Origin of the sequence: Porphyromonas levii (genome assembly GCF_018206105.1) — a bacterium.
GTDB classification, from domain to species: domain Bacteria; phylum Bacteroidota; class Bacteroidia; order Bacteroidales; family Porphyromonadaceae; genus Porphyromonas_A; species Porphyromonas_A levii.
Genome location: NZ_JADRGN010000051.1, coordinates 1 through 11,999 on the forward strand (window position 1 = coordinate 1; position 11,999 = coordinate 11,999).

Here is an 11,999-nt window from a genome sequence, read left to right on the forward strand (position 1 = left end):
CTTAAATACAAAATCAAGTAATAGTAATATGGTAAAATCATTCAGACAACAACTCAAGAAAGAAGAACTATCGGACAATACAATTACAGCTTACCTATATGCCGTGGAAGACTTTGGACGGAAGTATCCTTGCTTCAATCGGGAAAACCTTTTGCTTTACAAAGCGGAGCAAATAGAGCGATTTAAGCCAAAGACCGTAAATCTACGCATTCAGGCGATCAACAAGTACTTGGAGTTTATCGGGAAACCTCGTCTTCGCCTCAAGTCTCTTAAAATACAACAGAGGACTTATCTCGAAAATGTGATTAGCAATGCGGACTACCAGTACCTCAAGGCAAAACTCAAAGCAGAAGAGAAGGAGGAAGTGTGGTATTTCCTTGTTCGTTTCTTAGGAGCTACGGGAGCTAGAGTGAGTGAACTTGTGCAATTCAAGGTTGAGCATGTGAGATCTGGTTACTTTGACCTGTACACCAAGGGAGGAAAGGTTCGTCGAATTTTCATTCCTCAAGACCTCTGCATAGAGACTAAAACATGGTTGGAGCGATCCAATATAGAGTTGGGGTATTTATTTTTAGACAAACACGGTAAGCAGATTACTCCACGAGCTATTAGGCACAAATTGCAATGCTTCGCCCATCGATGGGGTATCAATCCCAAGGTAATGCACCCTCATTCCTTCCGCCACAGGTACGCCAAGAATTTTTTGGAGGCTTTCAATGATATAGCACTGTTGGCAGACCTCATGGGACACGAAAGCATTGAAACCACTCGTATTTATTTGCGTCGCACTGCCAGTGAACAGCAGGCTATTGTAGACAAGGTAATTACTTGGTAGCCTTCTTTGCTTGAACTCTAATCGTTAGAATAATCGCTTGATGTTGCAGCCTGATGAGAGTTTGGGAATAGGTTTCGAGTTTGCCGAGCATTCGTTGAGCAGTGGTGACAGAATGGTAAGCGTTGAGGATTTTCACGATTTCATTGTAAAGTACACCTATCTTATTCGTCAAGGCAACGATTTTCGTGAGCCTCTCTAAGTAAGGGGCTGCCGAGGGGTTTTCTACGACAACCTTAAAAGAATCTCCCAAAAGCCTTGCTCGGACATAGTCGCTTTTTGTCTTGGCTCCCGACTTGCGGTATAGCCTGATAAGTTTCTGCTGGTCTTCGGAATTAGATATCCTGATATGCCATCTGTCCCATCTTGGACAGGTGGCGCATCTGCCGTCTGGCATCTTTTGTTTCTTCGCCTATTCCTTTGCACCGTCCCGTACGACTGTCCCAAAGTTCGGGAGCGGTTTCCTTTCCCGTACTGTATTGCACCTGCTCACCGTCTATGGTGATACGCCCCATAATCGGGCATTTGCCGTTCTTTTTCTCTTTGGAGCGATTGACATAAAAGAGTGTCTTGAATGTACTTCGTGCCATGATGTGGCTCAAATTATCGCCCTCTAGAAATCATCTATTCGGGGAAAATAGTATCTTTGTAGGTAGTTATGGCAAAGAAAAAAGATAAGGCAAAGATCGGTGGCAAGGTGCTGATTAAGAACCGACGCGCGACTCACGACTATGAGATACTCGATACCTACACAGCTGGGATAGTGCTGGTAGGCACCGAGATTAAGTCGTTGCGCTTAGGAAAGGCTTCGCTTGTTGACACCTTTTGTATTGTGCACAATAGAGAGGTGTGGGCGAAGAATGTCTATATTGCTGAGTACTTCTATGGGAGCTACAATAACCACGTGGCACGCCGCGACCGCAAGTTGCTCCTCAATCGCAAGGAAATCCGAGAGCTTGCCGAAGCGGTTAAGAATACGGGGCTCACTATTGTACCTTTGAAGCTCTATATCAATGCAAACGGGCTTGCCAAGCTAGAGATAGGCATCGCTCGAGGGAAGAAGCAATACGATAAGCGACACGATATGAAGGAGCGTGACCTAAAACGGGAGCTAGATCAGGCACGACGGAGAGACTACTAGTAGCCCTAGCTGCTTATACCACGAACTCCTCCACCGAGTACTCAAGGATACTCAGTGGAGGAGTTTTCGTATATCGACAAATCCGTGAGCGCCAAGAACGGTTGGAAAGAGGGCAAAAAATAATCACCCCGACGTCTTCTAGACGTCGAGGTGACTGCAATCATCATTTAAAATCCCAAATAACGAGCATAGCCAAAGCTACACCCGAGCAAGGGCTCTTGCCTACCCTTACTACCGTTCAGACTAAGTCGTATTGTTGGCACAATACCACCGTCCGTATATCATTACTATGACCAAACCGCATACTAGTCCTCCCCGTCCATTTCCCTTTTCGGCACAAATGTACCAATAATATTCAATATGACCACTTTTTAGGCTCGAGTGAACGATAATATTGTGGTCGAGGTACAATTTACCTACTCATCATGGCAAAAAACACGACAAAACCTCACTCCCTAACGTTCTTTCCGCATCATTGGAAGTCGCGAAGCTGTTCCTGTAGCTGCTTACGTGCAAAGAAGATGCGACTCTTGACGGTACCGATAGGCAAGTCCAACTGCTCGGCAATCTCCTTATACTTAAAACCAGCGAGGTACATAGAGAATGGTATCTGATAGGTATCCTCGAGCGACTCGATAGCCTTATTGATTTCCTTGAGGCTCAGCTCATGGTCGGGCGTCCCTAGCCCTTCGGTATCTTGCTGAGCACCGAGGTAGCTCAAGTCGGCAGAGTCATCGATAATGTTCTGAGTACGTACACCACGGTGATAGTTATTGATGAATAGATTGCGCATCACGGTAAATACCCATCCTTTGAAGTTGGTATTGGGCCGATACTTTTCCTTATTATTGAGGACACGGAGAGAGGTCTCCTGCATAAGGTCTTCAGCATTGGTGTGGTCAGCAGTCAGTGAAAGCGCGAAACTGTACATATTGGACTGTAGTCCTACTAGCTCCTTCTCGAATTCACTCCCTATATTGTAGCTTCTATCCATAGTCATTATATTAATCTCCAGTCATACATATCTCAAAACCAGCTCAAATATACAAAGAATTCCGACACCCCACAATATATCAATAGAGATGCCCTATAGCCATATAGAGAGAATCTATTAATGTGAGAAACAATGGGATAGAGTCGGCTCTCATAGGATTGAAAAGCCTTCACCCTCCCATTATCCAAAAAATGGGTAAATTTGGACAGTTATATAATATACAGTAGGTATTGGTATGAAAAGGATAATAGGTATTTTAGGAGTAATGGTAGCACTACTTGTCGCCGCCTGCAGTAGCAAGGGGGAACAGAAAGAGGTGCTATTTCCGAGTGATGTGGTAAGGAGTGCAGAGAAAGCTCTGCAAGAGAAAGTGGATTATCTCGGAATCCCAGCCCCTGTCTTTGGCGATAATCTGAGCGACAACGAGCTGGCAGCGATGAAGTGGATTTATGCCTATTCTTATGCGCCCGATATCATAGACCAGACACCGGAGTTTCACCTAGAGAATATCCGTATAGCGCTCAAGGCAAGGGAGGAATTGCCATGGGGCAAGGAGGTACCACTAGAGCAGTGGCGTGCCTTTGTGCTCCCCCTGAGAATCAACAACGAAATCCTGGACAACTTCCGAGTGGCGTACTACGAAGAGCTTCGCGACCTCGTGAAGGATATGACCATGGAGCAAGCGGTGCTAGAGCTGAACCACTGGACCCACCAGCATATCACCTATGCGCCTAGCGATGGGCGCACCTCATCTCCTCTTGCCACGCTGAGAAATGCGCTGGGCAGATGTGGTGAGCAAAGTACCTTCTTCGCTGCAGTTCTCCGCACCGTGGGCATCCCTGCAAGGCAGGTATACACCCCTAGGTGGGCACATACGGACGACAACCATGCTTGGGTAGAGGCTTGGGTCGATGGTACATGGCACTATATGGGAGCCAGCGAACCAGCCCCAGTTCTGGACAATGCGTGGTTCGATGCGCCTGTAATGAGAGCGATGCTCCTACACACGAGGGCTTTCGGTCCGTATAGTGGCGAGGAAGAATGGCTCGGTGAGGACAAGTGTATGACGGAGCTGAATGTGTCGGAGAACTATATCCCTACCGCACCTGCAATGGTAAAGGTGATGGGTAAGGATGGCAAACCAGCTGAGGGGGTGAAGGTGACGTTTAGAATCTACAACTACTCTGACCTGTATCCTGCGGTAACGAGGACAACCAACAGACTGGGCGAGGCTTCGGTAAAACTCGGCTATGGCGATATAGTGGTAGTAGCAAGTCGCAACCCCGAGGAGATGGCGATGGGCTTGCTATCCAATAAAGAAGGAGGTGGCACGATTGAGCTTACCTTAGACACATGGGAAAATATCCCTGCCGAACAGCACCTACGCATTACACCTCCTGTGGAGCGGATTCCAGACAAGGGAATAACGGAGGAGATGGAGGCTGCCAACAATGCCCGAATGACAGAGAACAACGCTATTCGTAATGCCTACACCGAGACTTTTCCTACAGAGGAGAGCGCTAAGGCACTTGCCGATGAACTGAAGCTCTCGGGGGATGCTCGGAATAAACTGATCACTTTGTACCCTAATACCCGTGGGTACCACAAAGAGATTACCGACTTCCTCCGTGCTGCCGCCAACCACGACAAGGCAACTGAGGCGGTGCTTTTACTTGCTTCACTGATGGAGAAGGATCTTCACGATGTGGATATTCAGGTACTCAATGATGCCTTAGAGCGCAACCTCTCTCCCGAGCAGTGGAAAGATGCAGACCTGATTTGCCCAAGAGTAATGCTCGAACACCTCTACCCTGTGAAGGATCAGCTATCTGCAGCGGTTAAGGAGCTAGCCGATACCATACAGTGGGAGCAGCGCTCCATAGCTGAGCGAGCAAAGGCTATTGCTACGACTGTAGAGGGCTTCAAGATAGATGAGCTATACAATCCTAATCGTATCGTGATGAGCCCAGCATCGGTCTGGACCTACAAGATGGGCGATACCCGAAGCCTTACAGTACTGGTGGTACGACTACTACGCACGGCTGGGATTTCGGCTAAGTATGATACCGCTAATGGTGTAATTGTATATAAGGACGAGCAGGGCAAGACACAGATTTTGCCTTTCCTACAAAAGAATGAGAAGGAGGTAGTAAGTGCAGACTGTGCGCTAAGGCTCAGCTACAAGAGTGAGGGCTACCTGAAGACCCCTAAGTATGAGACCAACTTCTCGGTGGGCTACGTAGATAACGATGGACAGCTGACCACTTACGGGTTCGACTGGCAGACACCATACAACGAGGTGTCGGGGGCTTCACTTCTCTACGATAAGAATTATATCATCACGGGTACCCGTCTGGCAGATGGTACAGTGTTGTTGGGATTCCGCAAACAGACTTGTGGCGAGATAAGTCCACTGATATTTGACCGCGACGAGATGGCAGTGAGCGTGATTGGCAACCTCAATGCCGAAGCGCTCTACTACGACTTAGCGACACAGGCGGAGAAGTCCATCATTAGCACCACGGGCAGAGGCTACTATGTACTGGTTATCGGACGGGCACATCATGAGCCTACAGACCATATCCTGAGGGATATGCAGGCACTTGTGAATAAGGAGGGCAAACTGCCCCTCCCAACGATTGTACTAGCGAACGCTCCTACTCCAGAGCTGCAGGCACTGCTACCACAAGCTACATGGGGCAAGGATACACAGGGCATTGAGCAGACGATCATGACTGGCAATGAACTGGGTAGTCGCATCGATAAACCTTTGGTGGTCATCGCAGATACCTTTAATAGGGTGGTATTTATGTCGCAGGGTTATACGATAGGTATCGGAGAACGTCTCGCCCAAGTGGTGGCAGAAATCTAACTCATATATATTGTGTATGTCGGACAAAGGAGGTAGTAGCCAACTAAAGCAAAAGCTATCACAGAATCTCTCTACTTGGCAAATCCAAGTGATGAATATGGTGATGCTTCCGCATGCGGAGCTAGCCGAGAAGGTGAAGCAGGAGCTGATAGAAAACCCTGCGCTCGAGGAAGGTTCTTCGGAGGAGCCTATGACCGAGGGTGAGGAGATAGACATGGGGGATGGGCTCTCTGCCGAGGAGCTGTCCATAGGTGACTATGCCGACATAGACGATGTGCCAGAGACCACACTAAGGCGCTATTACGAGGGTCAGAAGTCGGCTTCGGAGATTCCTTTTGCGGAGGAGCAGAGCCTCCAAGAGATGCTGAATGGGCAACTTCCCCTCACGCCTCTCAATAGTGAGGAACAAGGGATTGCCTCATTCTTAGTTGGTAGCCTGGATGAGGATGGTTACCTGAGGCGTTCACTCCAAGGTATTTCAGACGACCTCGCTATCTACCAAGGGGTAGATGCGCCTGTGGAACAGCTGGAGTACCTCTTGGATATTATTCAAGGGCTGGAGCCTGCTGGCGTAGGAGCAAGGTCGCTGAATGAATGCCTCCTACTCCAGCTGAAACGGCGCAAGCCTACACCCGAGGTGGTGCTCGCCAAGCAACTGATAGAGAAGCACTTCGAGGAACTATCGAAAAAACAGCTCCAGAAGTTGGCAGAGAAGTTAGGAGTAGAGGAAGATCTACTCATGAGAGCCATCCAGATTATCACGAACCTCAACCCTAGCCCAGGACTAGACTTTTCGAGTAAACTACAGGATAGCCTGATGACGGTTATCCCCGACTTTGAGGTAACAGAACGGGATGGCGAACTGATGGTTACGCTCAATAATGGTGACATCCCTGAGGTGCGCGTGAGCCGAGAGTTCGAAGAGCAACTGAAGGAGTACACGGATGGGGAAGGGACAAAGTCGGCTCAGGAACGAGAGGTAAACCAATTTGTGAAGCAAAAGCTATCGGATGCCCGAGGCTTTGTGGAGATGATTAAGCAGCGCAATAATACAATGATTACCACGATGATGGCGATTGTAGAGTTGCAGCGCGATTATTTCCTCTCTGGTGATATCTCGCTACTCCGGCCTATGATTCTGCAAGATATCGCCGATAGGGTCGGCTATGATGTAAGTACGATCTCAAGGGTAACAAGCACAAAGTATGTGCAAACGGACTTCGGTATTTTTCCTATCAAACAGCTCTTCTCGGAAGGTATCACGCGTGATGACGGCGAGGAGGTGACGACACGATCGGTAAAAGAGCTCCTGAAACGGCTGATAGAGGAGGAAGATAAGCAAGCGCCGCTATCGGACGAAACCCTCAAACACCAGTTAAAATCTCATGGATTTGATGTTGCGAGGCGTACGATTGCTAAATATAGGGATAGCATGGGTATCCCTATTGCACGATTAAGAAAAGATTGGTAGATTTGTGGCGAATTTGAGAAAGTATAAATAACAAACACTAAAATATACGGATTATGACTTTTCCAGAGAATTTAAAGTACACTAGGGATCACGAGTGGTTCCTATTTGAAGGAGATAAGGCAACTGTAGGTATCACTGAGTTTGCTCAGAGCGAGCTAGGTGAGATTGTATATGTAGATGTAGAGGACAATATCGGTGAGGAGATCAAGGCCGGTGAGGCTTTTGGCTCTATCGAGGCAGTGAAGACGGTTTCTGACCTATTGACTCCTGTTACCCTTACTGTTGATGAGGTAAATGAGGAGCTTGCAGATGCCCCTGAGCTAGTGAATAGCGACCCTTATGGCAAGGGCTGGATTGCAAAGGTGACTGTAGCTGATGCTAATGATTTAGGAGAATTCCTAAGCGCAGCTGAGTATCAGACACTCATCCAGAAGTAATCTATATCAATGTCTCTTCAACCGCTGGTTAGCATTATCATGGGAAGTACTAGCGACCTCCCAGTAATGCAGAAGGCTATAGACCTACTAGAGCAAATGGAGGTACCCTATGAGGTACATGCTCTATCGGCACACAGAACGCCTAATGAAGTGGAAGCTTTTGCTTCACAAGCTGAGGGCAGAGGGATAAAGGTGATTATTGCAGCAGCAGGGATGGCAGCCCACCTTTGTGGTGTGATAGCAGCGACTACCACTCTCCCTGTGATTGGTGTGCCTATGAAAGCGAGCTTGGAGGGTATGGATGCCCTTCTAGCAATAGTGCAGATGCCTCCTGGTGTGCCTGTGGCAACGGTGGGTATCAATGCTTCTCTTAATGCAGCACTACTTGCGGTGCAGATGTTGGCACTCTCGGATGCGACGCTGGCGCAAAAGTATGCGAACTACAAGGAGGGGCTCAAAGATAAGATTGTCAAAGCCAATAAGGAGCTTAAGGTGCTGGAAGGGCTAAAGTATAAGACGAACTAATATATTCGCAAGGACAAAAGCGATTAATTTATCACAACATTTATTGATTTTAGAAGTATGAAGAAGTTTTTTATTGCATCTATCGCGCTTGTTGCTGCCCTAGCTTTCACTTCATGTGAGACTAAGTCTAACGAGGAGCAAAACGCTACTGAGGCTATCGAGAATGTAGCTAACGAGGCTGAGGCTACTGTAGAGCAGGCTGCTGATGCTGCTGTTGAGACTGTTGACAGCTTGGCTACTGAGGCTACTGAGGCAGTTCAGGAGGTAGCAGATGAGGCAAAGTAAGCTAATTCTATTAAGCAAGATTAGGCTACATCACTTCTTAGTGGTGTAGCCTTTTTTTATCCTACAGCTATAGAGTAAGCATAGCAACGCTCTCTATAAGACCAAAAGAAAGAGAGCGTACCAATAGTCATGGTACGCCCTCCTTTTACATCTAAAAGTCGCTACTTACTGAGCAATCTTAGTAAGGATATACTTGTCGGCTAGCTCACCAGTGTTAAGAACACCTGTAGAATCAACTAGAGCAACTGAGTTCTCAAGAATCTTGTAGTAAGTCTTCTCGCCAGATGATGGAGTGATAAGTACGATAAGATCGCCATTGAGCTCGTAAACACCACTCTCCTCAAACTTATCATCCTTCTTACCAAGGTACTCAGTAGAAAGGTCGTAAGTAGTATCCTCACGTACAGTGAGCTTAGTCAAGATACCACTGCAGTCTGCACATGGAAGAGTACCCTCGTATGAGCCAACGTAGCTAGGAGTCTCAGCAACTACCTCGGTAGTCTCAGTCTCAACAGCTGCTTGCTCCTCAGAATTATTAGACTCCTTGCTCTCGCATGAAGCGAAAAGGAGTGTAGCGCACGCTACTAGTAGTAAACTAATCTTCTTCATTTTCGATAAATATAAAATATGTAATGATTAAATCGCCACAAAACTACGAGTTTTTCTTCAAACAAACAAAACTCATCATATTTTCTGCTTCCGCTACCCCATAAATTCACATATATTACGCTACCAATGGGGTAATCCGCAGAAGGAATTAAAGATATTTACACGAGTATTGTATATTATGCATTCTGATTCACTACACGCACAGCTACCCAACCACCAGGCATCTCTAGATGACCAAGTACGCTAAGGTTGTACTTCGTGACAGCATCCATAATCTGAGGTAAGTCATCCGCAAGGAAGCCACTCAAAAGCATAACGCCATAAGGGTGCATACGGGTCACGTACTGATCAAGGTCGTTGAGGATGATATTCCTATTAATATTAGCGAGGAAGATATCCGATCTTGGAATCTTTTTGAGGGCTGAAGCATCACCCTGAATTACAGTGAGCTCCACCCCGTTAACCTTGGCATTCTCTTTGGTATTAGCCACGCTCCACTCATCGATATCGATACTCACACACTTAGAAGAACCTCGCATCATAGCGTAGATACCCAAGATCCCACTACCGCAACCCATGTCGATTACAGTAGCACCCTCAAGATTAATCTGCCCTAAGAGCGTTAGCATCGCTTGGGTTGTAGCATGGTTACCGGTACCAAACGCCATCTTAGGGTCAATAATTATCTCGTGCCTAACACCTTCCACAGGCTTATGGAAGGAAGCTCTCACCGCTAGCTCTCCCTCGATGATCTCAACAGGCTCAAAGTAGTGCCTCTCCCACTCTTCGTTCCAATTGCGATCTTCTTCCACAGTCACAGTGAAAGCGTGATCTAGCTCAGAAAACTCTTCTTCCTCGAGTACGGTCACCAATGCCTGTTCATCATAACTATCCTTAGGCACATAGCAGAGCAATTGACCGTCCTCCTCGCTAAATGAGTCGAACCCTATATCTCCGAGCCTCTGAACCAATATATCCTGTAACCAATCCTCGGCAGGACGTGGCATAGAAATCTTCAAATACTTCATATCATAAAGTCTAATTATCTGTATAATATCTCAAAGCTACTCAAAACTGACTAATCAAACAACTTATTTGTTATCTTTGCATTATGAAAGCATTGAACAAGATATTTAGCTGGGTTGGACTGGGCATGCTTATGCTTAGTTCTACAACCGTTTTGGCACAGGACACAAAGCCGAGTATTTTGGATGTGCTCCAGCAGGATAAGCCTGGCACTGGGGTGATTTTAATTACACAGTCTCCAGCGATTCAAGAACTAATCGGCAAGAAAGCCAATCCCCTGGACAACGCACGGGTGATCGGTGGCTATGCCATCCTGCGTGGGTATAAGATCCAAGCATATAGCGGGAATCTCGCAAATAGTAGAGGGATAGCCTCGGCAAGAGAAAAGCAAATCAATGCCCTATACCCAGAGCTAATGCCCGTAGTAGAGTACGATGCGCCATTTTGGCGCCTTAGGGTAGGCAACTTCATAGAGAGAGAAGAAGCGCAACAAACACTCCAAGAACTCAGAAAAGCATTCCCTGCATTCTCGAGAGAAATGTACATTGTACGTTCACAGATTAAGGTTCCAAAGCAATAACGGACTATGTCACACCACAACAACCCATATTTTACTGAACATATTGACGAGGCAGAAGAGAACGCACTTATTGCGGAGCTCGCTGCACACAATAAGGAGATTATACAGCTTATCGGAGAGGATCCAGAGCGTGAAGGACTACTCAAGACGCCCGAACGTGTGGCAAGAGCCCTACGTTTCCTTACCCAAGGATATAGCCAAGACCCCGCAGCTGTACTAGAGTCGGCTAAGTTCCGTGAAGATTACAAACAGATGGTGATTGTCAAGGACATCGGTTTTTACTCAATGTGTGAGCACCATATGCTCCCCTTCTTTGGCAAAGTACACATTGCGTATATCCCCAATAAATACATTACTGGTCTGAGCAAGCTCCCACGCGTGGTGAATATACTCTCCCGCCGCTTACAAGTACAAGAGCGCCTAACCACTCAGATCAAAGAGTGTATCCAAGATACCCTGAAACCACTAGGCGTGATGGTCGTAATAGAAGCTCAACACATGTGCATGCAGATGCGTGGTGTACAGAAAGAAGGCTCAACCACTACAACATCGGACTTCACTGGGGTCTTCGACAATATTAAGACTCGTGAAGAATTTATGTCTCTCATCAAGTAAAGGATACAGAATAGTATAATAAAGGGATGTCCAACCTAAGTTGGACATCCCTTTATTATACTAGCGCTAAAAAATAATCACTAAAGCACGTAGTTAGCAAGCACCTGTTGCAACTCCCTAAGATTCGAATTCTTACTAAAGTTCTGGACAATCGGAGCATCAAATCCTCGCACCCATAGCTTCAGCTCAGCATCCATATCAAAAGTACCCGCATTCTCTATAGAATAATGTACAATAGAGCGATAGGGAATTGTATGGTACTCTACCTTCTTCCCAGTGACACCTTGTACATTCTGCAGAATCAGTCGCTTATTAGTAAATACCCATTTGTCTCGAACCAACTTGTAAGCACGTTCAATCCTCTCTCCTTCACAAAGCAATGGACCAAAGTCGCGCTCTAAAGACTCGGCATCAACCTCCGAAACATTTCCCAAAATCATATTAAGTAGACTCATAGTAAAAGCATATAAAGTTATAGAATAGGGTACAAATATAGCGATTTACTTAATAACGACTGTAATTTAACCATAAGTAAAGTGGAAAGAAGATGAAGCATTCTTCAGTGAAATCTGAGAATGACTGTGGTCAATAACCAGTAAAGTATACAAAAAG

The 11,999-nt window shown here is 46.5% G+C and carries 14 protein-coding genes and 1 pseudogene; 9 read left to right on the top strand and 6 right to left on the bottom strand.

From position 1 onward, the window contains the following. The first annotated feature begins 28 nt into the window (after window positions 1–28). A complete protein-coding gene (locus tag IX315_RS08670; protein ID WP_134849907.1) occupies window positions 29–835 on the top strand; it encodes a tyrosine-type recombinase/integrase in 807 nt (268 codons plus the stop codon). Here the strand turns inward: IX315_RS08670 and IX315_RS08675 are convergent. Continuing rightward, window positions 825–1,229: a plasmid mobilization protein gene (locus tag IX315_RS08675; RefSeq protein WP_134849906.1), complete on the bottom strand. Its 405-nt coding sequence runs from the start codon at window positions 1,227–1,229 to the stop codon at window positions 825–827. The two genes, IX315_RS08670 and IX315_RS08675, sit on opposite strands and share 11 nt — an antisense overlap. Further along, window positions 1,171–1,422: pseudogene (locus tag IX315_RS08680) on the bottom strand (Arm DNA-binding domain-containing protein); the annotation flags it as partial. The gene IX315_RS08675 and the pseudogene IX315_RS08680, both read right to left, overlap by 59 nt. A 68-nt stretch (window positions 1,423–1,490) precedes the next feature. On the opposite strand from IX315_RS08680, the gene smpB reads away from it, so the two are divergent. After that, the gene (gene smpB, locus IX315_RS08685; protein WP_018359052.1) at window positions 1,491–1,973 is read left to right on the top strand and encodes an SsrA-binding protein SmpB; all 483 of its coding nucleotides are present in this window, start codon (window positions 1,491–1,493) and stop codon (window positions 1,971–1,973) included. 472 nt (window positions 1,974–2,445) lie between these two features. Here the strand turns inward: smpB and IX315_RS08690 are convergent, their stop codons facing one another. Continuing rightward, a complete protein-coding gene (locus tag IX315_RS08690; protein ID WP_018359053.1) occupies window positions 2,446–2,973 on the bottom strand; it encodes an RNA polymerase sigma factor in 528 nt (175 codons plus the stop codon). Window positions 2,974–3,202: 229 nt separating this feature from the next. Here IX315_RS08690 and IX315_RS08695 point away from each other — a divergent pair, with 229 nt between their 5' ends. Genes IX315_RS08695 through IX315_RS08715 form a run of 5 tightly spaced genes read left to right on the top strand, consistent with a single transcriptional unit; the run spans window position 3,203 to window position 8,557 of the window. Beyond that, window positions 3,203–5,839, top strand: coding sequence for a transglutaminase domain-containing protein (locus IX315_RS08695; protein ID WP_244973135.1), 2,637 nt, complete (start codon window positions 3,203–3,205; stop codon window positions 5,837–5,839). 16 nt (window positions 5,840–5,855) lie between these two features. Next, window positions 5,856–7,310, top strand: a complete 1,455-nt coding sequence (gene rpoN, locus IX315_RS08700) for an RNA polymerase factor sigma-54 (protein WP_134849905.1) — start codon at window positions 5,856–5,858, stop codon at window positions 7,308–7,310. Between the two features lie 53 nt (window positions 7,311–7,363). Beyond that, entirely contained in the window at window positions 7,364–7,747 is a 384-nt protein-coding gene (gene gcvH / locus IX315_RS08705; protein ID WP_211641028.1) for a glycine cleavage system protein GcvH, read from the top strand. A gap of 9 nt (window positions 7,748–7,756) precedes the next feature. Next, complete coding sequence (gene purE / locus IX315_RS08710) at window positions 7,757–8,272, top strand: 5-(carboxyamino)imidazole ribonucleotide mutase (RefSeq protein ID WP_018359057.1); 516 nt, start codon at window positions 7,757–7,759, stop codon at window positions 8,270–8,272. A 57-nt stretch (window positions 8,273–8,329) separates the two neighbouring features. Further along, a complete protein-coding gene (locus tag IX315_RS08715; protein ID WP_018359058.1) occupies window positions 8,330–8,557 on the top strand; it encodes a hypothetical protein in 228 nt (75 codons plus the stop codon). Window positions 8,558–8,722: 165 nt separating this feature from the next. Here the strand turns inward: IX315_RS08715 and IX315_RS08720 are convergent, their stop codons facing one another. Both IX315_RS08720 and prmA read right to left on the bottom strand, forming a co-directional pair. Further along, window positions 8,723–9,166 (bottom strand): copper resistance protein NlpE, encoded by a 444-nt coding sequence (locus IX315_RS08720; RefSeq protein ID WP_018359059.1) that lies wholly within the window; start codon window positions 9,164–9,166, stop codon window positions 8,723–8,725. 176 nt (window positions 9,167–9,342) lie between these two features. Continuing rightward, the gene (gene prmA / locus IX315_RS08725; protein ID WP_018359060.1) at window positions 9,343–10,194 is read right to left on the bottom strand and encodes a 50S ribosomal protein L11 methyltransferase; all 852 of its coding nucleotides are present in this window, start codon (window positions 10,192–10,194) and stop codon (window positions 9,343–9,345) included. Between the two features lie 83 nt (window positions 10,195–10,277). On the opposite strand from prmA, the gene IX315_RS08730 reads away from it, so the two are divergent. Both IX315_RS08730 and folE read left to right on the top strand, forming a co-directional pair. After that, complete coding sequence (locus IX315_RS08730) at window positions 10,278–10,772, top strand: SPOR domain-containing protein (protein WP_018359061.1); 495 nt, start codon at window positions 10,278–10,280, stop codon at window positions 10,770–10,772. 6 nt (window positions 10,773–10,778) lie between these two features. Beyond that, complete coding sequence (gene folE, locus IX315_RS08735) at window positions 10,779–11,387, top strand: GTP cyclohydrolase I FolE (protein WP_018359062.1); 609 nt, start codon at window positions 10,779–10,781, stop codon at window positions 11,385–11,387. A gap of 80 nt (window positions 11,388–11,467) precedes the next feature. Here folE and IX315_RS08740 read toward each other — a convergent pair whose 3' ends face one another. Further along, window positions 11,468–11,842 carry a PH domain-containing protein gene (locus IX315_RS08740; protein ID WP_211638889.1) on the bottom strand — a complete coding sequence of 125 codons (375 nt, stop codon included), beginning with the start codon at window positions 11,840–11,842 and terminating at the stop codon, window positions 11,468–11,470. Window positions 11,843–11,999: the final 157 nt, after the last annotated feature.